Origin of the sequence: Roseibium suaedae, assembly GCF_900142725.1 — a bacterium.
GTDB lineage: Bacteria > Pseudomonadota > Alphaproteobacteria > Rhizobiales > Stappiaceae > Roseibium > Roseibium suaedae.
Genome location: NZ_FRBW01000001.1, coordinates 228,326 through 254,226, shown reverse-complemented (window position 1 = coordinate 254,226; position 25,901 = coordinate 228,326). Strand labels below are relative to the sequence as shown.

Genomic DNA, 25,901 nt, shown 5'->3' with positions numbered 1-25,901 from the left:
ACGACTGAGTTTCAGGCCATGGAGCATGCAACCTAATGAGTGTTGACGCGGACTATCTGGTGGACCGGCGCCGTATCCGGCGAAAGCTCACGTTCTGGCGCGTGGCAGCCTTTGTCATCCTCGTCGTTGCGCTGATCGGCTGCATTCTTGCCGTCTCGAATTTCGGCGAGACCTCGAAGCGCTCCGCCCATATTGCAAGATTGCCGATCAACGGCGTCATCCTGGACAATCGCGACCAGCTCAAGCTGATCGAGAAACTTGGCAAAACGGCGTCTGTCAAAGGCGTGATCGTCTCGATCAATTCTCCAGGCGGCAGCACGACCGGCGGTGAAACGCTCTACAATGCCCTGCGCGACCTTTCGACAAAGAAGCCGGTGGTTGCCGAAATCCGGACCGTTGGCGCTTCTGCCGGCTACATGATCGCCCTGGCCTCCGATCACATCGTCGCCCGCTACAATTCGATCACCGGCTCGATCGGCGTCCTGTTTCAATTCGGCAATGCGGCCAAGCTGATGGAAACGCTTGGGCTGGAGATGGATGCCGTCAAAAGCACTCCTCTCAAGGCTGAACCGGATTTCTATTCCCCGGCAAGTGAGGAAGCCAAGGGCGTTCTGCGCGATCTGGTGATGGACAGCTTCGACTGGTTCGTCGCGCTTGTTGCCGAGCGGCGCAACCTTGCGCCTGAAGAAGCCCGGCGTCTGGCAGACGGCCGGATCTATTCCGGTCATGCTGCCAGCCAGAACGGCCTGATCGATGCCATTGGCGGCGAAGAAACCGCGATTGCCTGGCTGACCGACGAAAAGGGGGTCGAAAAAGATCTTCCGGTTCTCGACTGGACCGTTGAGGAAGATCGAAATAACCTCCCGTTGTCTGTCAAAATGTCACAAGCGATCGGGTTTGGGGTCGCAGAAGGTCTATTTGAGCAGGTTGGGGGGGCTAAGCGGCTGATTTCACCCGCTTTTACGCTTGACGGTCTCGTATCCGTTTGGCAGGCTCCGGGAGCGGATCAAGAAAAGTCTTTAGGACGAGGGGGCGGCCGATGATTAAGTCTGAATTGGTTCAGCAGATCGCTGAACAGAATCCCCATCTCTACCAGCGCGACGTCGAAAACATCGTCAACGCCATTCTGGACGAAATCACCGAAGCCCTGATGCGTGGAGATCGCGTGGAATTGCGCGGCTTCGGAGCATTTTCGGTCAAGAACCGTCCGGCTCGTACGGGGCGCAATCCCCGCACCGGCCAGAAGGTGGAAGTTGAAGAGAAATACGTTCCCTTCTTCAAGACCGGCAAGGAAATGCGTGTACGCCTCAATGACGGGGTAGACCACGGCGAAGACTAACGGGTAGACAAAAGACTGGACCGGTGACCCGAACGGCCACCGGCGCTATCTCTTTGTCTCCGGGAGCAGGACATGACCCGTTTCATCAAGAACGCGATCCTTTTCATCATCGCGATCATTCTGGTGCCTCTGTCGGTCGCCAACAGACACCCGGTCACTCTGGCCCTGAACCCCTTTGACCCGCAGGACCCGCGCCTTTCCATCACCGACATTCCGTTGTTCTGGGTGATCTTCGCCAGCCTTGGCGCCGGCATCATCGTCGGCGGCATCGGTGCCTGGATGAAGCAAGGCAAGTGGCGCAAGGAGGCCCGGGTGAAGCGCCGCGAAGCCCGCGACCTGCACAAGGAAGCCGATCAGCTGCGGGAAATTGCCAATCAGCAGACCCCAAGCCCGGTTCCTGGCCTCGCTGCCCCTGCAGGAAAACGGCCCGCTGCCTGATCTGATCAACCTGGCCAGGCTTTGACATGCGCGTTCTGTCCAGCAGCGAAATCGATGCCATCGTCAATCACAGGGAACTGGTCGAGACGCTCCGCCGGGCCTATCGCTCGCAGACCGTCGTCCCTTCCCCTGTGAACCTTCCCATCGAGCGCCCCGAGACCGATGGCGCGGCATTGATCATCAGCCCGGCCTGGACGAATTTCAAAGCGCAAGGACATTCCAAGCGGGGCTATATCGGTTGCACGATCAGCGCAGCCCTGGACGGAGGTACGCCAAGTGGCGCCTACCTCCTGCTCTCCGGTGTCAATGGCTTGCCCATCGCCATTCTGGATGGTGCACGGCTGGCCGCATGGCGCCATACCGCCGTTCATGCGCTTGCCTGTCAGTATCTCGCCCGGGAAGACTGCGAGAGGCTCCTGATCCTCGGATCTTCACCCTTGCTGCCCCTCCTCGTGCGGGCGCTCGCCACCGTGCGCGACATCCGCTCCGTTCTCGTGGCAGGCGCCGAGGATGAGACACTCGCACAACTCGCCGCCATGCCCGGCACAGGCAAGATCACCTTCGGCTCGACTGAGGATCTGCAGGGCGCCATCGACGGGGCAGACATGATCTGCTGCGCAGAGGGCGGGCTTGCCCTGATGGCGGGAGCAAACCTGCCCGACGGCATTCATGTGAGTGTGCTAAACCCTGCGGAAGCACCTCCCGAGGCGCTCTTCACGGATATCCGGCTCTTCACCGCCGACCGGCAGGACCGGGCAGCCAAAGGCATCGCCGATCTTGCAGCAGATCTTGGGGAACTGACGCAAGGCCAGAAAGCCGGACGGCGCTTCTATGGACAAAAGACGCTTTTTGCCGGAGGCGATATCACCGGCCTGACCGATCTGGCCACAGCAGGTCACATCTTCCTGCGCAGCTAAGGAGAAAGCTCCGCCTTATTTCCTGCGCACAGGCGGCTTGTAGCCGGGAAGTGACCAGCCCTTCTCGATAGCCCCGCCGCGCAGGATCAGTGACAGCGTCACGCCCGCAATGGCCGCGACCCAGCCGTTGAAATCCGCCATCATCAGGACAACATAGGCCCCGGCACCGACGAAAGCCGCACTGACATAAATCTCCGGCTTCACGATGGAAGACGGCTCGCCAGCGATGACATCGCGCAGAACCCCGCCGAAGGTTGCCGTTGCCACGCCCATGAGCACCGCCACGAAGGCGGTGGTGCCAAGGCTCAGGGCCTTGGCCGCCCCCATGACCGAATAGGCGGACATCCCGATCGCATCAGCCCAGCGCAAGGGCTTGCCGAAGCCTTCGATGATATGGGCGAAGAACCACATGAAAATCGCCGTGCCGAGACAGACAAGCAGGTAGCCATCGGCGCGGATCCAGAACACGGGTGCGTCAAGAAGCACATCGCGCAACGTGCCGCCGCCCATGCCGGTGAAGGTGGCAAAAAACAGAAAGGCAATGAAATCCAGCCCCTTGCGGGACGCTGCGATTCCGCCCGCGGTGGCGAAAACCACCACCCCCAGATAGTCCAGAACCTGAAACAGCATGTTGGCTCCCTGTTCAGTGCCTTTTGCTGATAGCACGAAGGCCGCTCTCCCGGCACAGGAAAGCGGCCTTCATTATTCGCTGGAGACGCTGATGCGCTCAGGCGTTCTTGTCGACGGTCTGGCCCGGCTCGCCTGCTGCATCCGCAGCCGGAGCATCTTTCGGGCCACCCTTGGCAACACCGACCATGGCCGGACGCAGCACCCGGTCACCGATCTGGTAACCAGCCTGCACCACCTGAACGACCGTGTTGTTCGGCACATTCGGGTTCGGCACTTCAAACATGGCCTGATGGAAGTTCGGATCGAACTTCTGGCCTTCCGGCTGAAGCTTCTTCACACCATGCTTTTCAAGCTGGGACAGAAGGTCCCGCTCGGTCATTTCAACGCCTTCGATCAGGGCCTTGATGCCGTCATCGATTGCCGTGCGCAGCTCCTCGGGAACGGAGTCGAGTGCGCGGCGCAGGTTGTCGGAAACGGACAGCATGTCGCGCGCAAAGCTGGAAACAGCATAGACGCGGGTGTCCTTGATTTCCTTTTCCGTGCGGCGGCGCAGGTTTTCCATTTCCGCCATGGTGCGCAGAGCCCGGTCCTTCAGGTCGGAATTTTCCGCCTTCAGAACCGCGATCGGGTCGAGCGCATCCTCACCGGCAGCCTCAGCCTGGGATGCGTTTTCAGCCGCGGCAGCCGCTGCCTCCGGCTCCTGGTCTACGGGGGTGTTGTTCTCGTCGGTCATGTTCGGTCCGCTAACAATGCTGGCCGGCGGCGGCCAGTTCAGGTCTTAAAAACAAATGGGGCGGACATGCTTGTGCATATCCGCTCCGGCTTCGTCAAGCAGAGCCGCCGGAGCGGCCAGATTTCCGTCCGGAGCGGCTGAGCCGCCCGGACAGTATCAAAATCAGAGCGCGCTCTTGATCCAGTCAGCCAGCTTGCCCTTCGGAGCTGCACCAACCTGCTGCGCCATCGGCTCGCCATCCTTGAACAGGATCAGCATGGGGATGGAGCGTACGCCATACTTCATGGCGGCGTTCTGGTTCTCGTCGATGTTGATCTTGGCGATCTTGACCTTGCCGGCCATCTCTTCGGAGATTTCCTCAAGCGCCGGAGCAATCATCTTGCACGGGCCGCACCATTCAGCCCAGAAATCGACAACAACCGGTTCGGAAGAATTCAGAACGTCGGATTCGAAGCTGGCATCGGTGATCGTGGTGGTAGCCATGACATGTCTCTTTCGTGAATTTGCCGGACAGCGCCTGCCGTCCTTTCGAGTTGCACCGAAGGTAGGAAGCCCGGCTGTCTCCGTCAAGCCGGAGTCCCGTCCCGGCGCAGTCCTGCAAGGGTCTGATCCAGAACTTCACCCGGAATCCGCATCAAGCTGGGCGCAGAGGTCCACAAGAGAGCCGCATTCACCCCCCGCCCCGGATAAATATCCTGCAAGAGGCGCCGGTAAACGCTGAGCTGCGCCAGATATTCCAGCGGGACAGAATCGGCTGAGGCGGCCGGATTGAGATTGGTCTTGTAGTCGACGATCAGGATCTCGTCCGGCGTCACGACCAGACGGTCGATCTGACCGGAGATCGAGACTTCGCTTCCATCCGCCGCGATCAGCGTGCCGACAACCGGCACTTCCGCGCGGGCATTTCCCGAGAAGAGCGGCGCAAAGGCCGCCTCGTCCAGCACAGCGCCGATTTCCCGAAGCAGAGTGTCGCGGAACCGCTGGAACTCTTCTGACAGAGACTGATCAACAAGACGCGCAGCAGCATCTTCCCTTCGGCCCACCGGAATGTCTGGCAGCACTTCCAAAAGCCGGTGGACCAACCGCCCTCGCTCCAAAGGCCATGCTGCAGGCTGACGGCGGGCTTGAAGACGCGAGGCGCCTGCGGGCTGTTCGGTGCCTTCCTTGTCCTCCATCGCCTCAAAGGCGCGGGAGGGCTGAAGACGTGTCTTGCGAACAGGCTGATGCGCCCGTTCAAACAGCCAGGATGGCGCAGGTTCAACCACTGCGTCCGGTGAGCTTTCGCCGTGACTGCCGTGTTTCGAAGGCTGGTCATTGTCCTGGGTGATCGATCCCGGCTTCTGCCAGCGCCAACTGCTGACTTCCCCCGATGCATCGCGCAGTTCTGCCGCATCCGGCAGCAGCGCGCGGGAGACGAGATTGTACCAGCAATCGTCATGTGCCCCGCTCTTGGGCTCCCAGCCGCAGACCACCAGCCGGTCTTCAGCGCGGGTCAAGGCCACGTAGAGCAGCCGCCGGTATTCTTCAGCCTGGGTTTCCCGAAGGGCGTCGATGGTTTCCGAATGCCAGGCCAGTGCTTCCGCCTTGACCGGACGCCAGACAAGCGCAGGCGGCAGCAGCGGATTGTTATGGCGCAGGCGCGGCAGGAAGGACGGATCATGCCGTGAACTGACTGGCGCACTACCCGGATCCACAAGGATGACCACCTTGGCTTCAAGTCCCTTGGAGCCGTGAACGGTCATGATCCGCACCATGCCCTTGGAATTGGTCAGCTCGCGCTTGATCTCCGTGGGCGCTGCCGCCATCCAGGCAAGGAACCCTTCCAGACCGGGCGTACCTGCCTGCTCATAGGCCATGGTGAGGGCCAGAAACTCATCCAGAACGTCATCCACCTCGACGCCGAGCCGGCCCCGGAACCGTTGACGGCCACCGTCGGCCGACAGAAGCCTGGCGTAGAATTCATAGGGCGGCATGAAGTCGGCGCGGGACCGCCAGAGTTCCAGAAGCTGCCGCGCCTCCAGCCATTGCGGCTTGAACTCGGCCTTCTTGACCAGGGACTGCCAGAGGGTTCCCGCCCGCGGCTTGTCTGCCGCATCCCGGGAAAGGGCCGTCAGATCCTCGTCATCAAGGCCGATCAAGGGGCTCTTCAGCACAGCTGCCAACGACAGGTCATCCTCCGGGAGCAGCAGGAAGCGCCCGAGTGCAGCCAGATCCTTGACCGCGATGTGATCGGTCAGGACAAGCCGGTCACTGCCAGCCGCCGGAACGTTGAGGCTCTTCAGTTCGCGGTTCAACGCTTCCACGAAAGGTCCGCGCTTGCGCACGAGCACCATGACCTCACCCGGATTTGCGGTGCCATCGCGCATCCAGCTAGCAATCGTCTCGGCAATACGCCGCGCCACCTTGAGCATGGGGCTGCCACTACCGACCCGATCCAGCGGTTCAGTCCAGTCTTCCGGCTCCTGAACTTCCGAAACCTGTTCCAGCGGCCAGATTTCAACAACGCCCGGATCTTTCCGGATCGCCTCATGCACCGGTGCCTTCAACTCCTGGGACAGGCCCTTGAAGGCATCCTGCAAGGCGAAGACCTGGTCGACCGCCCCGAGCACATCCGGCGTCGAGCGGAACGAGAGTTGCAGATCGACCGAATGAAACAGCCGCTCCGCTTCTTCCGATCGCCTGGCGAAAGCCCGGCGCATTTCGTCGAAATAGGCGGGAACTGCACCCTGGAAGGAATAGATCGACTGCTTTTCATCGCCGACGGCAAAGATCGTGCGGACCTGTCCTCTTGCACCTTCCCCGGTGAAGAATTCTTCCGCCAGCGCCCGCACCACCTGCCACTGGCGCGGGCTGGTGTCCTGCGCCTCGTCGACCAGGATATGATCCAGCCCCTGATCAAGCTTGTATTGCACCCATTGAGCGGCATCGGAGCGGGAGAGCAGGTTGGCCGTGCGCACGACCAGATCTTCAAAGTCCAGGAAACCCTTGGCCGCCTTGGCCGCCTCGTAACGGGAGATCACCGCCCCGGCGAGGCGCAACAGCGCTGCAGTCCCGGTCATGGTGACCACAGCCTTGCGCTCTTCCAGCAGGGCCAGCAGACGGTCGCGTTCTTCGCCCATCCGCTCCATCATCTGCGGAAAGGCTTCCGCGACCTTCTTGGTCGCAAGCGAGGCACGGGGCTCCAGCTTCCCGGTCAGAAAGACCGACAGCCAGGCTTCCCGGAAGGCAGCCGCGTCATCCAAGCGCCAGGGAAGAAGCAGACGGTCCGCAGCCTTCTGGTCATTGGCTGAGCCGGTGCGATAGGCTTCCGCATAGGCCTTGGCCGTGTTCTCATCGATCAGGCTCTCACTGCGGAACCGGGCATCCAGCAGATCAAGCGAACCATTTGGATCGGCTCCCAGATCATGGGCCAGCCGGGAGAGCGCCGTCTCCAGATCACCCTCGTCATCGATCCAGCGCCGGAAGGCATCCCTGCTGCCGATCAATTCATCCAACGCGCCTTCCGCGCTGGAATCCGGCATCAGGCTGATCAGCGCGGCAAGAGACTGACCAAAGAGGCTTTCGGGATCGGCCTCGGCTTCCTGCAGCACGGAACCGCGCGCCTCCGCCATCAGCTCACCCGCAATCCGGTCGTCCAGAACGGTGAAATGGCCAGCCACATTGGCTTCCAGCGGGAACTGGTGCAGCAGGGCTTCGCAGAAAGCGTGAATGGTCTGGATCTTCAGTCCACCCGGCGTTTCCAGTGCCCGTGCAAAGAGGCGCCGCGCCAGCGCAATGCGCTTGGCATCCGGCTTGCGGCCATCGATGGCGGTCAACTCGGCTGCCAGCTTGCCATCATCCAGCGTCACCCAGTCGCCCAGAATGCGGAACACACGGGTCGCCATTTCAGCGGCGGCGGCCTTGGTGAAGGTCAGGCAAAGAATGCGCGCCGGGTCCGTGCCGTCGAGCAGCAGACGAACCACACGCCGGGACAGAACGAATGTCTTGCCGGAACCCGCATTGGCGCTCACCCAGGCGGAAGCACGCGGCTGGGAGGCGCGGTCCTGCTTCTCACGGGTCAGTTCGGGGATCTGAAAGCCGCTCATTCGCCGTCCTCCCCGCCTGCGGACCATTCCTGCACGCGCGCCAGATGGTCATAGGGGCCATCGGTCCGCCCCTCCATCATCACCCGCGAGCGGGAGAGATATCCATTCTCCAGCTTGGCATAGTGAGCCACCAGCTTTTCCAGCCGCTTCCAGGCGTCTTCCGCCAGATCTCCGAGATCCGTGTCCTTTGGATTGCGCGGGAAAGGAATGACGGGTGTTGCCCCACCCTTCAGCTGCACATAGAGCAGGGAGGAAACTGGCGCGGTTGCCGGAACATCCTTGAAGCCGAAGCGCTTGATCATGGCTGCCTCCAGCGGAAGCTGAGGCGCAAGCAGACTTTCCACCTGCTTGAGGGAAGGCGCCTGCCCGGTCTTATAGTCGATCACCACCAGAGAGCCGTCCTTCAAGAGGTCAAACCGGTCGGCCCTGCCCCGAAGACGAAACTCAACGCCGGGAAGCTTCAGCTCCGCGCCCCCGGAAATCTCCAGGAACCGGCGCTCAATCTCCGGCGCGCGCTCTGCTTCAAAGGCGATAAAGCCTCTGGCGATGCGCTGGAAGCGGGGCCACCACAACGCCCGGATTGCTGGAAAAGCGTCGAGTGGCGCGAAATAGCCGGAGCCCACCTCGATCAGCCGCTGAACCGCCCGCTCGTCAAAAGGACCGTCCCAGGCTTCCAGGAACTCGGCCAGTGCATCATGGATGATCGTGCCCTTGTCCGCAGCCCCCGGCTCGCCGCCAATCGGGTCGACTGGCTCCAGGTCGAGCACGTGTTTTGCAAAGATCGCGTAGGGGTCACGCACCAGCCGCTCGATTTCGGTGACGGACAGGGATTTGGGGCGTGCCGCCAGAGGCGGAAAGGGCTCCGGCCGGGCCGCAGGGCGCACAGGCCCTTCCGGCCTGTCGAGCATGGCAGAGAACCTGGTATAGACCCTGCCCCGTCCTTCCATTTCGGCCTGAACGTCCGGGCCTGCCAGCGTGATCAGGCGCTGCAGCCAGCGGGAAGCCACGGTCGGCGCACCATCGGCCCGCGCGGCACGCGACATGAGCACCCGGCGGGCACCAAGCCCTTGGGCAAAATCATGAGCAGCAGCGCCGATGCGCCGTTCGGGCGGGTCCAGCCCAAGATCCCGTTTCATGGGACGGTTGAGCCATGGATCGTTGCGCGTCCGCTGCGGCCAGATGCCTTCGTTCAGGCCACTCAGAATCACAAGATCCGGCGATTGGAGGCGGGCCTCCATCGGACCGAGAATCTGGATCCGAGGATCCCCAGGCAGCCTGCGGCGCACGGAGATGCCGCCCATCAGCGCAGCAAACACCGAGGGCCAATCATGCGGGGCAACCATCAGGCCGCTGCTTTCGGCATCAATCAATCCGGCCAACATCTGGGCCAGCGCATCCCCGGTTTCGCCGGAATAAAGCTCTGCATCCGATCCGGCTTCGTCGCGCGACAGCAGATGCATCACATCCGCATGGGCCTTGGCCAGATCCGTGACGGCAACCGGTTCATAGCTGCCAGCAAGCCGTTCCAGAGGCGCAAGCGCTTCGGCGAGCCGGTCGACGAGATCCAGAATCGCCTCCCAGTCACCATCATGGATCTTTTTCCAGCGGGGCGGCGTCCGGCCCTTTTCAGCCGCCTCCCGGCTCGCCAGAACGGCCTCACGCAGACCTGCCGTTCCTGCCCGGGCACGCGGACCACGCAGCACCCCGCGCTCAAGCGCACGGGCTGCGGAACGGATATCCTTAACCGGCAAACCAAGTCGTGCAAGCGGGTGTTTCAGCAGGGACAGAAGATCAATCGGATCGCAGCCATCAAGCGCAAGCTGCGCTGCCAGACTTGCCAGAATCGCTGGCGGTGTCTGGTCCAGCGGACGGCCGGCACTGTCATCCACCTGGATCTGCCAGCGGGCAAGTTCATTGGCCACCCGGCGGGCCAAAAGCCTGTCCGGGGACACCAGCGCAGCAGTCTCGCCCCGTTCCAGGGCCTCCCGCAAAGCGATTGCAACGGACAAGGCTTCCTCTGCCTCGTTTGCGGCGGTGATCATGCCGACCTCCGCAAGAGCACGAGACCGCCGCTCTTGCGGAAAGGCCGCCAAGAACCCGGTCCAGCCCTCAGAGGTATCGGCAGGGCGTAGCGCCTCAGACACCAGGATTTCACGGTCGCGAAGGGCCTCGCTCTCAACGGGCGCCAGCAGCTCGACGTCACCGCGGGGAAGCCCGAGTTCGCCCAGAAGCTGCTTCAAGCCATATTGCGGATGGCCTGGCACAGAGTCTCCACCGGCAGGCGCCGCAATCTGACCCTGTCTTGCAGGCCTGCCACCGAGGCTTTTCCAGGACTCATCATCAAGATGGAGGTCAAGGCCGGGCAGCACGATGGCACCATTTTCAAGACCCGCTACAGCCTTTAGCAAGGCAGCTGTTGCGGGCACGGAACCGGTTGCCCCCGCCACGATCACCGGGCCTTTCGGCGGATCAACGGCGAGCCGCTCAGCCTCACGGCGGATCAGGAGAGACCGGCGCACCTTCGGGTCCATGCGGTTCTGCTGCGCCAGATGGGCGGGCCAGGCTTCCTGCACGATCTTCAGAAAATCGAGCGTGATCTGCCAGTAGCGGGCGTGATCTTCCGGCACCAGGCCGGCAAGATCGGTCCAATCAGCCTCTTCCGTCGCCACCTCATCCATGAGGGAGAGAAGATCACTGGCAAGCCAGGCGGCATCGGCAGCAGAGGCCGGAACGCCAAGCGGCTCATCCAGTTTCAGGTTCAGGACTTCGCGGCGGAGCGCGCCCTTCCAGGCGAGCACCAGCCGGGTCATGGCGAGCTGACGCTCCAGCGGCGGCATGGCTGGCGGCAGGGGATCTGCATCCCGCTCCGCCCGCAGCATCTGGTCTTCCTCGTCCACATCGCCAATGGGCAGGATCTTCGGCAGAAGCACAGGACGGCCGCCGAAAAGCTCCTGAAAGATTTCCGGCAGCAAACGGGCCGCGCGGCGTGTCGGCAGATAGAGCGTAACGGTCGATAGCAGCAGCGGATCATCGAGAGGGCGGAAACCCGGAAGCAGCGATCCGTCCACCAGCTTTTGCGCCAGGGTTCTCAGAAAGGGAACCGATGGCGGAATGGTGGTGACCCTTGGCGCTGCTCTCCTGTCCGCCATCCCTTACGCCGCGCTCTCGCGGATTGCGTATTCCGCCGCAGCGATGGCGTCCGGCGTCCCGATATGCAGCCAGATCCCGTCCATCTGGACACCGTAGAGCCGGCCAGCCTCGATTGCCTTGTCGAACAGCTGGTTCATGGAAAAGGATCCCTTCGGCGCACCTTCAAACAGACGCGGATGCAGGATGGCAGCGCCCGCATAAGCGAAGGGCGTGACGCTCTTTTCCGGGCGGCGGGACAGAGCCCCATCCTGTGCCATCACGAAATCACCCTTGCCGGAATAGCCAACCGAATGGACCGTCTCGGCAACCAGCAGCAGCGCATCCATCTTGCCGGCATCGAAGGTCTCGATCATCAGCTCGAGGTTTGGCTGCACGCCTTCAATCCAATAGGCCGTATCGGCGTTGATCTGGAAGAACGGATCCTCGCCCAGCATCGGCAGAGCCTTGACGATACCGCCGCCGGTTTCCAGCAGTTCTGCGCGTTCGTCCGAGATCAGGACTTCCATGTCCTTGCGCTTCAACGCATGAACCTCGACGAGATCTGCCAGATAGTGAACGTTGACCACACAGCGCTTCACCCCTGCGTCGGCCAAGCGATCCATGCCATGGTCCATCAAGGCCTTGCCATTCACTTCGATCAGGGGCTTGGGAGTTGTTGCCGTGATCGGCCGCATGCGCTTGCCGTGGCCTGCAGCCAGAATCATCGCAGTATGAGGTCTGAAAATATCGCTCTTCATTTGGGGTCCGTGGATCTCTCCGGTTCGCTTAAATGCCCATCGGAGATAGGAAGGTCAGCAGGCAACAGCAAGATGACGATGGTACGCCGGAACCGCTCAACCGCCAAGGCTGCTGCGGAACCACCTGTGCAAATCGGCAAGGACCGGATGGGCCAGCACCCTGTCGAGATAACGGGTCATGCGTGGCATATGCTGCATGTAGGCGGGCTTGTGTTCCTGCTTGTCCAGCCGGACGAAAATTCCGAGGATCTTGGCAATCCTCTGCGCGCCCATCACCGCATAGGCGGCCCGGAAAAGCCCTTCGTCAAAAGCGGGATCGCGCTGCTTGCGGGAAGAAATATAGCCAGCTAATAAACTCTCCTCCAACTCTGCCCGCACATCCGCTCTTGCATCCATCAGCAAAGACGCAAGGTCATAGGCAACGGGCCCGATGAGACAGTCCTGATAGTCGATCAGGCCAATCTTCGCGGTCCCTTCCCGATCCGGTTGCCAGAGGATGTTCGGGGAATGATAGTCGCGGAAGACCCAGCCAGTCTGCGCGTCTGCGATCGCCGCGAAGGCGTTGCGCCAGAGAGTGCGGTAGTCTTCGCGTTCTGCCGGACTGACGTCAGCAGGAAAGCGATCGGCTCCGGCGACGTAAGGCATGTACCAGTCAAGGAAGAGGTCCGCCTCGGTCAGAAGCGCCTCTTCGCTGTAATGCGGGATCAGATAGGACCCGCCAGAGGCGATCGGCAGCTCGCGCGGAAAATCATCCGCGGCATGCAGCTCCGCCAGTAGGTCTACTGCAAGGCCGTAGCGTTCCGGGATCGGTTGGCGACCCGCTGTCAGAACACCATCCTGACCAAGATTCTCCAGGATGAGCAGGCCCGCCTGCCGGTCACTGGCAAGGATCTCCGGGGCAGACAATCCGCGCTGCCGCAAGGCTTCGGTCATGGCAATGAAGGCATCAACCGTACGGGCCCGGTGAACGGTCTCGCCATAGCTTTTCGCTTCGCCTGGCGCTGCCAGTTGATAGGCTTCCGGCGCATTCATCAGGATCGCATCCACCGCCGGGCCAGTCAGCTTTTCATAAACCCGGTAGGACGCATCCCCGCTGAGAAAAGCCCGTGAAGCCAGAAGGCCAGCGTCGGTCATCAGGCCGCGAATGCGGAAAGTCCGCAGCAGCCTCGTCTGCCAGCGCAAGGCTGCCTCTGGCGACAGCAAGAACTCAACCGTCCGCTGGTCGCCTTCGCCACCATGGCTGATGCGCATGACGAGATGATCCCGTGGCAGGCCGTCCCAGGCCCGCTCCGGCCATTCGATCAGAGCTGCGCCGGTTTCAGCCAGTTCATCCAGCCCCAGTTCCTCCAGCTCTTCCGGCTCTTCCAGCCGGTAGAGGTCGAAATGGGAGATCGTCAGGCGACCGAGGTCATAGGTCTGGACCAGGGTGAAGGTCGGGCTTGGCACCTCAAGCTCCGGATCCCCTGCAAAGCTGCGCAGCAAGGCCCGCGAGAACGTCGACTTACCCGCCCCCAGGTCGCCGGAGAGCGCGATGACATCGCCCGGCTTCAGGATCGCCGCGATGTCTTCGGCCAGACGCACCATGGCGTCTTCATCGGCAATCTCGACGGTCTTGAACGGGGAAGACGGGGCGTCCTGCGCCATGACGGTTATTCTGCGGCAACGCGGCCGCCGACCTGCGGCTTGGCCGGGAAGGTGCAGGTCACGGTCGTGCCGCGGCCTTCTTCGGATTCGATATCGACATGACCGCCATGAAGCTCGACGAAGCTCTTGACGATGGCAAGGCCAAGCCCTGCGCCCTGGCGGCGGGAACCGGCATCACGGCCAACAAAGCGGTTGAACACCTGGGTCAGGATATCTGCCGGAATGCCGCAGCCATGATCCTGAACGACAAAGACGATATCGCCATTCTGACGCTTGCAGCTCAAGTCGACAACGCTGTCGTCCTGGGAATAGCGCACTGCGTTGGAAATCAGATTGAACAGAACCTGGCGCAGACGCTTTTCGTCGGCAAACATCGTCCCGATGTCATTCGGCACCTGGGTGCGCAGGGTGATCCGGGTTTCGTTCAACCGGTCCTTCAGCCCTTCGACAGCGGCGGAGACGGTGGCCGCCACATCGACCTCACCAAGGTCCAGTTCCATGATACCCGCATCCAGCGTTGCGAGATCCAGAATGTCATTGATGATGGCAAGCAGCGCAGAGGACGAGGACAGGATGTAGTCTGCGTATTCGCCCTGCTTTTCGGACAGGTCACCGAATTTCGGATCGGACAGCAGCTGGGCAAAGCCGATGATGTTGGTCAGCGGAGAGCGCAACTCATAGGAGACATGCTGGATGAAGGCGTTCTTGAGCTGATCCGCCTGTTCCAGAGCCTCGTTCTTTTCGACCAGCGCCCGTTCCACATTCACGCTGTCGGTCACATCGACGAAGGTCACCAGCGTGCCGCCATCGGGCAACGGAACGGTTGCGTAATCGAGAACGGTGCCGTTGTGGCGCTCCATCCGGCTGACCACCTGAGTGCGATTGTCCATGAGGCCAGTCACGCTCATGGCCAGACGGTCCCAGGCATCGCGCTCGTCTTCGCGTTTGGCACAAGCCCGAACCACTTCCTTCACATGCGGCAGTTCGGATAGCTGGTCTTCCGGCAGGCTCCAGATCCGGCCAAACGCCGGGTTCCAGAGGCGCAGACGGCCATCGGAGCCGAACACGGCGACCGCTTCCGACAGATTGTCGAGCGTCTCGCCCTGAACCCGCGCAAGCGCATTGTAACGGCTTTCCAGATCCAGCTGTTCGGTGACGTTCTCGTAGATATAGGTCACGCCGCCCTGCGGATGCGGGTTGGCGATGACGCGCAGCGTCCGGCCATCGGGCAGATGCCACCAGCTTTCGCGCGCCTCGAGAGACTGATAGCTCTCGAGCATCTTGTTACGCCAGCCGCGATAATCGGCCTGTTCCGGGATCTTGCGGGCAGCGCGCAGGGCGTCGAGCACGGCGCCGTCATCCGGATGCCCATCCAGGAACCCTGCATCCAGATCCCAGAGCTGACGGAACGCGGCATTATAGAATTGCAGCTTGCGCTCTGCGCTGAAGATCGCAACAGCGGTTGCAAGCTGATCAAGCGTCCGGCCATGGAACTCTTCCGCCCGGCCGAGCTCCTTGCGCACCTGCTCCAGTTCACTGATGTCGATGGCAATGCCGGCACTTCCGACATTGGCCGACACGTCGGTGACTTCGAAGATGCGGCGCTCGCCACCAGCCACAATCGGCATGCGGGCGTTGAAGCAGCCATCCTCGTTCCGGGTCAGCGTCATGGCCTTGCGGGCCGCAGCATCCAGGAAGGCAGCATCATCGCGAACAGCCGCAGCTGCATCGACCACTTCAACAGCGTCCGCATAGGCCTGATTGGCCCAGAGCATGGCCCCTTCCGCATCCCGCTGCCAGGCCGGTGCCGGCATGGCATCCAGAAGCGCATGCAGCATGTGGAGTTCGCCGGAAATGCGGGCGTTACGCGCGGCAAGCTCGGCCTGCATCTGCCGCTCACCTGTCAGATCGCGCAGGCGCAGAACGACAGCGCCCCCGGTGGTTCTGCCGGAGGCTTCAACATAGGTGCCGGAGTTCGTCTTGAAGGACGTGCAGAAAGATTCGCCCGTCTGGAAGAGACGGTCGAGCTGCAGTTCCAGATCGGCGGCGCATTTGGCGGTCAGCCAGGATCCGAAAGCCAGCAATTGACCAGCGGCCCGCGGCACGCCGGATGCCTCAGGCAAGACACCCCAGATCTTGGGATGTGAGCCGGACCCGCTCCAGACGATGACGCGCTGCTCGTCCGTATTGAGCATCGCCTCAAGCCGGTCGATCCCGAGCTTCAGGTCCTGGTTCTCACGCGTCAGGCTGGCGGCCTTGCGGGAAGAATGTCTCTGCAGATGAATGAAAGCTGCGGCAGCAGTGACGGCAAAGGCGCAGACGCCGCCCAGAACGCCGAGCCACATCATGCTGCCAGCGTCGATCGAAGCTTCGGGGAAACCGGTCAGGCTGGCTGCATCGGCGGGATAGCGCGTGGTCAGCAAGGCAACGGCACTCACGGTCAAAAACTTGACCGAAGTCCGAATCCTTCCTCGCCACGCCGCGCCTTCGCGCGCGCCGTCTGAGCCGACAACCGGCATGTTGATGATCCCCTTAACGCCGCCAGATCCCCGGGTGCCCGGTTCCAATCACGTGCATGTGCCTCAGCGCCGTGATTCGTTAAAACCATAACCTTTTTGGGAATCGCGAAGAAGAGTCTCTTGCCGAAAAGTTAACGGGATCACTCAAATTGTGGTTTTCCGTTAACACTTTTTCTGGTGGCTCAAATGAAGAAGGCCCCACATGTTGTGGGGCCTCCGGAGATTTATCAGTACTTGTAGTGCTCGGACTTGAACGGACCGGTTTGGTTAATCCCCAGATATCGGGCCTGGGAATCCGTCAGTTCAGTCAGGGTAACACCGAGCTTTTCAAGGTGCAAACGGGCCACCTTTTCGTCCAGGTGCTTCGGCAGCACATAGACTTCATTGCCGTACTGCTCACCCTTGGTCCAGAGCTCGATCTGAGCCAGAACCTGGTTGGTGAAGCTTGCGGACATCACGAAGCTCGGGTGGCCGGTTGCGTTGCCAAGGTTCACCAGACGGCCCTGAGACAGAAGGATCATGCGCTTGCCATCCGGGAAGACATACATGTCGACCTGGTCCTTGACCGGGCGGCGCTGAACGTTCTTCAGGCTTGCGACCTGAATTTCATTGTCGAAGTGGCCAATGTTGCAGACGATGGCCATGTCCTTCATCCCCTTCATGTGCTCAAGGGTGATGATGTCCTTGTTGCCGGTCGCGGTGACATAAATGTCGCCTTCCGGCAGGGCCTGCTCGATGGTCTTGACTTCGTAGCCGTCCATAGACGCCTGCAGAGCGCAGATCGGGTCAATTTCGGTCACGATCACGCGGGCGCCAGCGCCTGCCAGGGACTGAGCGGAGCCCTTGCCCACATCACCATAGCCACAGACCACGGCAACCTTGCCGGACATCATGACGTCGGTGCCGCGGCGGATACCATCGACCAGGGACTCACGGCAGCCGTAACGGTTGTCGAACTTGGACTTGGTGACGCTGTCGTTGACGTTGATCGCCGGGAACGGCAGTTGGCCATTCTTCTGCATTTCATAGAGACGCAGAACGCCGGTGGTGGTTTCTTCGGAAACGCCCTTGATCAGAGCCTTCTGCTTGGTGAACCAACCCGGGTTGGCAGCCATGCGCTTCTTGATCTGCGCGAAGAGGATCTCTTCTTCTTCAGAACCCGGATTGTCGAGGAGGCCGGTTTCGCCAGCTTCGACACGTGCGCCGAGGAGGATGTACAGCGTCGCATCGCCGCCATCGTCCAGGATCATGTTCGCGCCTTCCGGGAAGTCGAAGATCTTGTCTGCGTAATCCCAATACTCTTCCAGGGTTTCACCCTTGATGGCGAAGACCGGAATACCGGCAGCGGCAATGGCAGCAGCAGCCTGGTCCTGGGTGGAGTAGATGTTGCAGGATGCCCAGCGCACTTCAGCACCCAGGGCGACCAGGGTCTCGATCAGAACGGCGGTCTGGATCGTCATGTGCAGGGAACCGGCAATACGGGCGCCCTTCAGAGGCTTGCTCTCACCGAACTCGGCGCGGCAGGCCATCAGGCCCGGCATCTCGTGCTCGGCGATTTCAATTTCGGTGCGGCCCCAATCCGCAAGTTCAATGTTCTTGACGATGTAGTCGGTCATGAAAACGTCCTGAATGGTTGCTCTGCGCGAGGCAGCATATGGATGACGGGGTTTGGCACACATGAAGGCGCTCCCCTTGCGGAGAACATGCCATCCCATTGGCGCCTGTATATAACCCGGACCGCCTCATGTAGCAATGGAGATATAAAGATTTCTTTATATCGATTTGAAGCGTCAGATTTTCAAGCCAGGCAGACCAAGCTGACCAAGGAGACCGGAGGGAAACAGGCCAAATCCAGCAAACCTGTCGTAAAGCAGCAGCAGGACCGCAATCGCAACGGCCCAAAGGATGCTGCACAGGGACCCGATGAGGAAATATTCTGCGCGGATCTGCTTATCGAGTTCCTTGTAGCGGGCAGTGGTTTTCAGGGCGATCACAGCGACCAGCACTTCCCATTTCCCGAGAAGAAGTCCGGTCAGAATCAGCAGGCGCTCCAGCCCGCCAATCACGCGCCCTGCCCTGAGCTCTTTGCTGTCAGCATCCTGCTGCTGGCTTGAAGTCTGGATCTCTTCGGAACCACCCCCTTGCTCCGGGGAGATGGAAGACTGAGGCACGACCGTTTTGACGGAGGATGTGACGACCCATTTGATCAGGCCGTTTCCTGCCCACCAAATGAGAGGCAGAAAGACGAAGTAACCCAACCCGATCATCACCTGCTCGAAGATCCCGGTCATTCCTTCTCGCTCCCAGCTTCATCCCGGCTTCCCAGAAACACCAGCAAGGCCTCAACCTGATCCTGATAGAAACCCAGGTTCGCAGCGGCCAGCACCTTGTAGACCGCCCGTTCGGTCACTTCATTCTTTGCGGCAATTTCCGGCACATCCGCCCCATCCAGAATATGGGACAGAACATAACTTGCCTGTGTCGGTGTCCAGCCCTCTTCCGTCAGGGTCAGCGCCTTGCCGACCGCTTCCAGCAATCCGGAAAGCGGCTTGTCCCGATAGAAGGAGAACCGGTAGGCGTTGCCATCCTTCTTGTCATTCAGCCGCTCGCGCGCCTGGGCCAGACCATTGCCCATCATGTTCCAGGCCCGGTCCTTGTTGAGCGGCGTCGCCAAATCGACTGGCCCGATCACGAACCGGCACAGCGCCCCGGCCCGTAGCAGCCGCAGCCGCAGGGCAAGCACGATCCGCAGAGCCTCTGCGGCCTGGAGGGTCAGTCCCTGGAACTCATCGCCCAAGGTAATCGTCAATGGGGATGACAGGTTGACGGCAAATTGCGCATTTACGGCAGATACCGCATTATTGAAATTCTGATGAAGCTGCGCTCTGGAGGTCACGCTCTCGCTGGAGACCAGGTCCCCCATGACCGCAATGAAGCGGCCGCCTCCGGTTTCCTTCCGCATTAGACCTCCTTCCGCGCCTGACATCACGCTCTTGCAGGTCAGCAGCCTATCACAGTCACACAGAAAGAACTATTACTGGTTCAATTCTATCTAATGAACTAAATTTGGTTCAATTCTATCAAAAGAACCGAAACTGGTTCTTTTTGACTCTAGACACAGCACAAGCCGCGCCTTCCCAAGTTTCAGGAAGGCGGAAAAACTAACAATGAGAGAAAGATGCGACGCGCTGGAGTGGCGTCAGTCGTTTTCGCCGAACCCGTCTTCGACAAGGTCCGTGATCGCCGCCAGGGCACTGTCAGCTTCATTGCCGCTGACCGCCACATGAATGCGGCACCCGGGGCTGGCAGCGAGCATCATCAGGCCCATGATGGACGTGCCGCCCACAGTCTGCCCATCCTTGGAGACATAGACTTCAACATCAAAGGTCTCGACCAACTTGACCAGCTTGGCCGAGGCGCGGGCATGGAGGCCCCGCTGATTGACGATGACAAGATCCTTTTCAAGCACAGGCAGATCCATCAAGTGTGTCCTCAGCCTTGACCGGAGAGAACCTGGCTTGCGACAGAAATGTATTTCTGCCCAGCCTGCCGCGCTTCATCGACCGCATCTGCAAGGGTGCGGTCACCGCGAACGCTTGCGAGCTTGATCAGCATGGGAAGATTGACACCAGCCACCACTTCGACCGAACGGCCATCCATGACGGAAATGGCAAGGTTGGAGGGCGTGCCGCCGAACATGTCGGTCAGGAGAACAACACCCTGCCCCGTATTGGCCCGCTCAACAGCCGCCAGAATATCCTGACGGCGCTGCTCCATATCATCATCCGGTCCAATACAGATCGTCTCGACCTGCTGCTGCGGTCCGACAACATGCTCGAGCGCCGATTTGAATTCCTCTGCGAGGCGTCCATGGGTAACGAGGACAAGTCCGATCATGTGTTCCGTGACCTGAGTGTTTACTTCTGGCCGATCCGGCCGCCCAAATGGTTCGCAGCACTGTCGGCAACCAGGAAGCCAGTTGCAAGCAAAATTGCGGTTACCGCCCTAAAGATAGCCAGAGCTATTGGGGAAAAGCCTAAGGAATGCCCAACGTATCCGCCGGATCGCCTCCTGCGGCAAATTCGCCGCAACTTCGATGCGCGCGACCAGAACACCCTCGACAAGCTCTTCCAGGATCTGGTGTTCCGGCAAACGGTCGATCTTGCCAGCAGGCAGAAGATCGACAATCAGACGGATAACCGCCTCCGGCTCATGAGCAACACTCAAAATGCCCGCGCCGCGAACTTCCAGCAGCCCTTCAAGCCCCTTGGCGGGACGCGCAACCAGAATGCCGCCAGTCCGGCCTTCGAGTACGGTGCGGTCGTCGCTGACATGGGCGGCAAAATGCCCTTTGGCACCCGCTTGCTGAACAAGACAGTCTGCCAGGGCCGACTTGCCACTGCCCGAGGCACCGCGCAAGAGAAGGCCGAATGGCCCGACAAGGACGCAGCCCGCATGAATGGACGGCTGCGACGCGCTCAAGCGGAGCCACCTGCAGGCAGACGGATAATGAAGCGAGCACCCTGGATCACCTGCTCGCCGGTCTCAAGATCCCGGACGGTGCGGTTTTCCGCTGCGATCGTTCCACCATGCGCCTCGATGATCTGGCGCGAGATGGAAAGCCCGAGACCGGAGTTGTTGCCGAAGGCTTCGCTGTCCGGCCGGTCTGTGTAGAACCGCTCGAAGATCCGGTCGATGTTCTCGGCGCGGATCCCGCGGCCATCGTCATCCACCAGCACGACGATCTTGTTGTCCTCACGCGACAAGGAGATCCGGACGCTGCCGCCCTTCGGAGAGAACGAGCGGGCGTTGTCCAGAAGATTGCGGATCACCTGACCAAGGCGAATGTCATGACCGAGGATGACAAAGGGCTTTGCACCGGACACCCGCTCCACCTTGAGGATGACCTTCGCACTGTCCTGATCGCCGCGCTGGTTGGTCGCGCTGGCGATGTTGGCCAGAAGATCTTCCATATCCAGCGGCTCCGCCTGTGCACGGGCAAGTTCCGCATCCAGACGCGAGGCATCGGAAATATCGGTGATCAGGCGGTCAAGACGACGGACGTCATGCTGAATGACGTCAAGAAGCCGTTCCTTCGAATTCTCGGATTTGGCCAGTGGCAAGGTTTCAACCGCGCTGCGCAGGGACGTCAGAGGGTTCTTCAGCTCATGCGCCACGTCCGCTGCAAACTGCTCGATCGCATCGATACGGTTATAGAGAGAGTTGGTCATGTCACGGAAGGCCCGCGCCAGGTGACCGATCTCGTCCTGACGATCGGAGAATTCCGGAATTTCCTGACGGGAGTTGGTTCCCTTGCGCACACGCTCGGCAGCTGCCGCCAGACGGCGTACCGGTCCCGCAATCGTGCCGGCCAGCAGGATAGACAGCAGCGTCGTCACCGTGGCAGCAACAAGAAACACGCGCAGAATGGCCAGGCGCTCGGCGCTGACGATGGCATCGATGTCGCCGCCCTGGGTGGACAGAAGCAATGTGCCCAGAACCGCCCGGAACCGCTGAATCGGCACCGCCACGGAAACGATCAACTCGCCGCGCGGCGACACACGCACCACGCTGGCAGGAGAGCCAGCCAAAGCCGCTTCCACTTCCGGATAGATGCGACCGTCCCCGCCGCCCGCTTCCTGATAAAGCGGCAGGTCCCCCTGACGCAGCCAGAGCTTCATCTTCTGCCAGATCTGCTCGAACAGGCCCTCCTCTTCGGAGGTCGGTGCCGGAAGATCAAAGCGCAGGATCTGTGCGCTGGAATAAAGATGGCGGGAGTCCAGGATCAGGATGCCGTCGGGGTCATAGATCCGGGCGCGGGTCTTGGTCGGAGAAATCAGACGCCGCAGAACCGGACCGACGCGCTCCGGGTTGACCGGAAAATCGAGGGAATCAAAGTCATCGCTGCTCGGACCGATGCTCTCACCCGCCTGCAGCTTCAAAAGCCGCTCGGGATCGACAGTGATTGCACCTGTGTCCACCGTAGCGGATGCGGCAATGGCCCCGGCGATGATTTCACCCTGGGTCAGAAGGCTCTGCACCCGTGCGTCGATCAGACCGGCCCGGAACTGGTTCAGATAAAGAATGCCGATCAGAAGAGCGATCAGGCCGACAAGATTGATGGCAACGATCCGACGGGTTACCGACGAGAGGACATAGGTCCCGAACAGCTTGCCGAACCGGCCCAGCAGCAAGCGCCGGATACGCCGGTTGCCAAGCCGCCGAAGCTGCGACCGGTCAGGCTGCGCCGCCGCAGGAACTCCCGCAGCGGGCGCATCAGTGTCAGACATCTTGTCAGCCGCAGACATAATGGAAGCGCTCAGGCCTCCCTGAAGCGATAGCCAACGCCATAGAGGGTTTCGATCATGTCGAAATCATCGTCGACGATCTTGAACTTCTTGCGCAGGCGCTTGATGTGGCTGTCGATGGTCCGGTCATCCACATAGACCTGATCGTCATAGGCCGCATCCATCAGGGCGTTGCGGCTCTTCACGACGCCGGGGCGCTGGGCGAGAGCGGACAGGATGAGGAACTCGGTCACCGTCAGCGTGACCGGCTTGTTGTTCCAGGTGCAGGTGTGACGCTCCTGATCCATCAGGAGCTGGCCGCGCTCGAGCAGCTTGTCCGCATCTTCACGCGGCGCGCTCGCATCTCGCGGCTGGGCGCGGCGCAGCACGGCGCGCACACGCTCGACCAGCAAACGCTGGGAGAACGGCTTCCGGATGAAATCATCCGCGCCCATTTTCAGCCCGAACAGCTCGTCGATCTCGTCATCCTTGGACGTGAGGAAGATCACCGGAAGGTCAGAATTCTGGCGCAGGCGGCGCAGCAGCTCCATCCCGTCCATCCGCGGCATCTTGATGTCGAAGATCGCCAGATCAGGGGCATCGCTCTGCAAGCCGTCGAGTGCGGAAGTGCCATCGGTATAGGTCTGGACCCGGTATCCTTCGGATTCCAGTGCGATCGAGACGGAAGTCAGGATGTTGCGGTCATCATCAACCAGCGCAATTGTCGGCATTGTCGGATTCTGATCCCTTGTCTGCTAGGCCAAACAGGCCTCTCAATTGGACAAATAGGCAATGGCCTCGAAAATGCGAGGAAAATATGACGCTTGGCAAGACCTGCGGATCATAGCCATCAAGTGAGCACTGCATTATATTAGAGTGAGGTCTTACTGAACTGGCCCACCTTCTCATTTTACCATCATGAACAGGAAAACCGGAATCGCTGATTTCCGGACAAAAATTCTATTTCCATTCCAATATGAAATATTCATTCCATTAAACTTGAAAAAATTGCCACAAAAGAAGTGCCATACAAGATAAACTGAGACCATCCACAGGACCAATCGATTATTTTGCCGGTCAAATTAAATACCATTGCCAACTAAACCAGTTTTAATCGATTAAACATCTGACCTAGTCCTTTGTCCGACTTGTTGCAGAAAGGTGTTTCCACTAGGTTCCGCGTGCCAAAGCAAACGGCCATTGCAGTATTTCCGGATAAGAACCGGACAGGCCATTCAAGATCACAAGGACATCGGGATCATGAAAGAAGTAGGCGTGCGGAATTCCTCTTTCGGCGTGGAAACCTTCGGACTGAACGGTCTGAAGGCCGTCTATTGGAACCTCAACGAGCCTGCTCTTTATGAGCACGCCCTCAACCGGGGCGAAGCCCGCGTCGCAGCCAACGGCCCCCTCGTCGCCGACACCGGCGTTCACACGGGCCGTTCGCCGAAGGACAAATATGTTCTTCGTGACGCATCCACCGAGAACACTGTCTGGTGGGACAACAACCAGGCGATGACCTCCGACCAGTTCGAGACGCTGCTGGCGGATTTCCGCAAGCACGCGGAAGGCATGGAACTCTTCGCCCAGGATCTTTGGGGCGGCGCTGAAGAAGCCTACCGTCTCCCGGTCCGGGTCTACACCGAATATGCCTGGCACTCACTGTTCATCCGGAACATGCTGCTGCGTCCGACCACCACGGATCTTGCCTCCTTCGCGCCGGACATGACCATCATCGACCTGCCGAGCTTCAAGGCCGATCCCGCCCGTCACGGCTGCCGCTCTGAAACGGTCATCGCCTGCGACCTGACCCGCAAGATCGTCCTGATCGGCGGCACGTCCTATGCCGGCGAAATGAAGAAGTCGGTCTTTACCTTCCTCAACTACCTGCTCCCGGCACAGGGCGTCATGTCCATGCACTGCTCGGCAAACGTTGGCGCTGAAGGCGATACCGCCGTGTTCTTCGGCCTGTCCGGCACCGGCAAGACGACCCTCTCCGCCGACCCGTCCCGCACCCTGATCGGTGACGACGAGCACGGCTGGGGCAAAAGCGGCGTTTTCAACTTCGAAGGCGGCTGCTACGCCAAGACCATCAAGCTGTCGGCAGAGGCCGAGCCGGAAATCTTCTCCACGACCCAGCGCTTCGGCACGGTTCTGGAGAACGTGGTGCTCGATGAAAACCGCGTCCCGGATTTCAACGACGGCTCGAAGACCGAAAACACCCGCGCTGCCTACCCGATCCACTTCATTTCGAATGCAAGCCCGACCGGCACTGCACCGAAGCCGAAGACGATCATCATGCTGACCGCCGATGCCTTCGGCGTCATGCCCCCGATCGCCAAGCTGACCCCGGCGCAGGCCATGTACCACTTCCTCTCCGGCTACACCGCCAAGGTTGCCGGCACGGAAAAGGGCGTGACCGAGCCGCAGGCCACCTTCTCCACCTGCTTCGGCGCTCCGTTCATTCCGCGTCACCCGTCAGAATACGGCAATCTGCTGCGTGACCTGATCGCCGAGCACAATGTCGATTGCTGGCTGGTGAACACCGGCTGGACCGGCGGCGCTTACGGCACCGGCTCGCGCATGCCGATCAAGGCAACCCGCGCCCTGCTTCACGCAGCGCTCGACGGCTCGCTGAAGGACGCCGAATTCCGCACCGACGCCAGCTTCGGCTTCGCGGTTCCAGTGGAAGTACCGGGCGTGGACACGACGATCCTGAACCCGCGCGAAACCTGGGCCGACAAGGCAGGCTACGACACCCAGGCCGCCAAGCTGGTACAGATGTTCGTGAACAACTTCGCGACCTTCGAGGAGCATGTGGATGGCAGCGTTCTGGCTGCTGCCCCGGTTCTGCGTGCCGCTGCCGAGTAACACCCGGCTTTAAGCAGACAAGATCATCAAGCGCCCCGGGAGACCGGGGCGCTTTTTTCTTGTCTTGCCGTCTTTGGCGCAAGCCGCCTGCGCTGAGACAGGTTTCACTTTCTCGCGCCTGCCACCTCTTTTCGTGGCATGCCGCTCCCTATATCTTCAAGGCAACATGAGGGAGACGTGACATGGCGGACGACAGGCTGGACATCCTGAGCATTTCGGAACGCTGGACGCGCGAAGGCCGCAAGGTGGCACTCGCGACCGTGATCGAGACCTGGGGATCCGCTCCGCGTCCCATCGGATCGCATCTGGTGATCGACGCAGAAGGCCGCTTCGAAGGCTCCGTTTCCGGCGGCTGTGTCGAAGGGGCCGTCGTCTCGGAAGCCATCGATGTGATCGAGACCGGAAAGCCGGTCACACTTGAATTCGGCGTGGCCGACGAGACAGCCTGGCGTGTCGGTCTCTCCTGCGGCGGGCGGATCGGCGTCTATGTGGAACCGGTCACGGCAAACGCTGCCTGACCCGACCCCATTCTTCTTCGGAGACCGTTTCCC

The 25,901-nt window shown here is 60.8% G+C and carries 22 protein-coding genes; 6 read left to right on the top strand and 16 right to left on the bottom strand.

What is annotated here, in order from left to right; all coding sequences use genetic code 11:
* The first annotated feature begins 35 nt into the window (after nucleotides 1-35).
* From sppA to BUA94_RS01095, 4 genes are all read left to right on the top strand, one after another.
* A complete protein-coding gene (gene sppA / locus BUA94_RS01110) occupies nucleotides 36-1,043 on the top strand; it encodes a signal peptide peptidase SppA (RefSeq protein WP_073007710.1) in 1,008 nt (335 codons plus the stop codon).
* Nucleotides 1,040-1,339 (top strand): integration host factor subunit beta, encoded by a 300-nt coding sequence (ihfB, locus tag BUA94_RS01105; RefSeq protein ID WP_073007707.1) that lies wholly within the window; start codon nucleotides 1,040-1,042, stop codon nucleotides 1,337-1,339. Before sppA ends, ihfB begins: the two co-directional genes overlap by 4 nt.
* A 72-nt stretch (nucleotides 1,340-1,411) precedes the next feature.
* The gene (locus BUA94_RS01100) at nucleotides 1,412-1,777 is read left to right on the top strand and encodes a lipopolysaccharide assembly protein LapA domain-containing protein (RefSeq protein WP_073007704.1); all 366 of its coding nucleotides are present in this window, start codon (nucleotides 1,412-1,414) and stop codon (nucleotides 1,775-1,777) included.
* A 26-nt stretch (nucleotides 1,778-1,803) separates the two neighbouring features.
* Nucleotides 1,804-2,694 (top strand): hypothetical protein, encoded by an 891-nt coding sequence (locus BUA94_RS01095; protein ID WP_073007692.1) that lies wholly within the window; start codon nucleotides 1,804-1,806, stop codon nucleotides 2,692-2,694.
* A 15-nt stretch (nucleotides 2,695-2,709) separates the two neighbouring features.
* Here the strand turns inward: BUA94_RS01095 and BUA94_RS01090 are convergent, their stop codons facing one another.
* The 16 genes from BUA94_RS01090 to BUA94_RS01015 all read right to left on the bottom strand — a co-directional run bounded on the left by BUA94_RS01090 (nucleotide 2,710) and on the right by BUA94_RS01015 (nucleotide 23,210).
* Nucleotides 2,710-3,324 carry a trimeric intracellular cation channel family protein gene (locus tag BUA94_RS01090; RefSeq protein ID WP_073007689.1) on the bottom strand — a complete coding sequence of 205 codons (615 nt, stop codon included), beginning with the start codon at nucleotides 3,322-3,324 and terminating at the stop codon, nucleotides 2,710-2,712.
* Nucleotides 3,325-3,421: 97 nt separating this feature from the next.
* Nucleotides 3,422-4,057 (bottom strand): nucleotide exchange factor GrpE, encoded by a 636-nt coding sequence (gene grpE, locus BUA94_RS01085; protein ID WP_073007684.1) that lies wholly within the window; start codon nucleotides 4,055-4,057, stop codon nucleotides 3,422-3,424.
* Nucleotides 4,058-4,219: 162 nt separating this feature from the next.
* Nucleotides 4,220-4,540 carry a thioredoxin gene (gene trxA / locus BUA94_RS01080; protein WP_073007678.1) on the bottom strand — a complete coding sequence of 107 codons (321 nt, stop codon included), beginning with the start codon at nucleotides 4,538-4,540 and terminating at the stop codon, nucleotides 4,220-4,222.
* Between the two features lie 83 nt (nucleotides 4,541-4,623).
* Nucleotides 4,624-8,142, bottom strand: a complete 3,519-nt coding sequence (addA, locus tag BUA94_RS01075) for a double-strand break repair helicase AddA (protein WP_073007677.1) — start codon at nucleotides 8,140-8,142, stop codon at nucleotides 4,624-4,626.
* Nucleotides 8,139-11,291 carry a double-strand break repair protein AddB gene (addB, locus tag BUA94_RS01070; RefSeq protein ID WP_073007675.1) on the bottom strand — a complete coding sequence of 1,051 codons (3,153 nt, stop codon included), beginning with the start codon at nucleotides 11,289-11,291 and terminating at the stop codon, nucleotides 8,139-8,141. The genes addA and addB overlap by 4 nt, the downstream gene beginning before the upstream one ends.
* Before the next feature lie 3 nt (nucleotides 11,292-11,294).
* The gene (locus BUA94_RS01065) at nucleotides 11,295-12,029 is read right to left on the bottom strand and encodes a nucleotidyltransferase family protein (protein WP_073007672.1); all 735 of its coding nucleotides are present in this window, start codon (nucleotides 12,027-12,029) and stop codon (nucleotides 11,295-11,297) included.
* Between the two features lie 96 nt (nucleotides 12,030-12,125).
* Complete coding sequence (gene tsaE / locus BUA94_RS01060) at nucleotides 12,126-13,673, bottom strand: tRNA (adenosine(37)-N6)-threonylcarbamoyltransferase complex ATPase subunit type 1 TsaE (protein ID WP_073007669.1); 1,548 nt, start codon at nucleotides 13,671-13,673, stop codon at nucleotides 12,126-12,128.
* Between the two features lie 5 nt (nucleotides 13,674-13,678).
* Nucleotides 13,679-16,111, bottom strand: a complete 2,433-nt coding sequence (locus BUA94_RS01055) for a PAS domain-containing sensor histidine kinase (protein ID WP_328586283.1) — start codon at nucleotides 16,109-16,111, stop codon at nucleotides 13,679-13,681.
* Between the two features lie 308 nt (nucleotides 16,112-16,419).
* Entirely contained in the window at nucleotides 16,420-17,808 is a 1,389-nt protein-coding gene (gene ahcY / locus BUA94_RS01050; RefSeq protein ID WP_073007666.1) for an adenosylhomocysteinase, read from the bottom strand.
* 174 nt (nucleotides 17,809-17,982) lie between these two features.
* The gene (locus BUA94_RS01045) at nucleotides 17,983-18,483 is read right to left on the bottom strand and encodes a hypothetical protein (protein WP_073007664.1); all 501 of its coding nucleotides are present in this window, start codon (nucleotides 18,481-18,483) and stop codon (nucleotides 17,983-17,985) included.
* Nucleotides 18,480-19,154 (bottom strand): SatD family protein, encoded by a 675-nt coding sequence (locus BUA94_RS01040; protein WP_175557971.1) that lies wholly within the window; start codon nucleotides 19,152-19,154, stop codon nucleotides 18,480-18,482. Before BUA94_RS01040 ends, BUA94_RS01045 begins: the two co-directional genes overlap by 4 nt.
* 237 nt (nucleotides 19,155-19,391) lie before the next feature.
* Nucleotides 19,392-19,673 (bottom strand): HPr family phosphocarrier protein, encoded by a 282-nt coding sequence (locus BUA94_RS01035; RefSeq protein ID WP_073007662.1) that lies wholly within the window; start codon nucleotides 19,671-19,673, stop codon nucleotides 19,392-19,394.
* Nucleotides 19,674-19,684: 11 nt separating this feature from the next.
* Nucleotides 19,685-20,089, bottom strand: coding sequence for a PTS sugar transporter subunit IIA (locus tag BUA94_RS01030; protein WP_073007660.1), 405 nt, complete (start codon nucleotides 20,087-20,089; stop codon nucleotides 19,685-19,687).
* A 108-nt stretch (nucleotides 20,090-20,197) separates the two neighbouring features.
* Nucleotides 20,198-20,674: an HPr kinase/phosphorylase gene (locus BUA94_RS01025; protein WP_073007657.1), complete on the bottom strand. Its 477-nt coding sequence runs from the start codon at nucleotides 20,672-20,674 to the stop codon at nucleotides 20,198-20,200.
* Complete coding sequence (locus BUA94_RS01020) at nucleotides 20,671-22,482, bottom strand: sensor histidine kinase (protein ID WP_073010615.1); 1,812 nt, start codon at nucleotides 22,480-22,482, stop codon at nucleotides 20,671-20,673. Before BUA94_RS01020 ends, BUA94_RS01025 begins: the two co-directional genes overlap by 4 nt.
* Nucleotides 22,483-22,511: 29 nt before the next feature.
* Nucleotides 22,512-23,210, bottom strand: a complete 699-nt coding sequence (locus BUA94_RS01015; protein WP_073007654.1) for a response regulator transcription factor — start codon at nucleotides 23,208-23,210, stop codon at nucleotides 22,512-22,514.
* Nucleotides 23,211-23,739: 529 nt separating this feature from the next.
* Here BUA94_RS01015 and BUA94_RS01010 point away from each other — a divergent pair.
* Complete coding sequence (locus tag BUA94_RS01010; protein WP_073007652.1) at nucleotides 23,740-25,350, top strand: phosphoenolpyruvate carboxykinase; 1,611 nt, start codon at nucleotides 23,740-23,742, stop codon at nucleotides 25,348-25,350.
* A 182-nt stretch (nucleotides 25,351-25,532) separates the two neighbouring features.
* A complete protein-coding gene (locus tag BUA94_RS23480; protein ID WP_175557970.1) occupies nucleotides 25,533-25,868 on the top strand; it encodes an XdhC family protein in 336 nt (111 codons plus the stop codon).
* Nucleotides 25,869-25,901 lie beyond the last annotated feature (33 nt).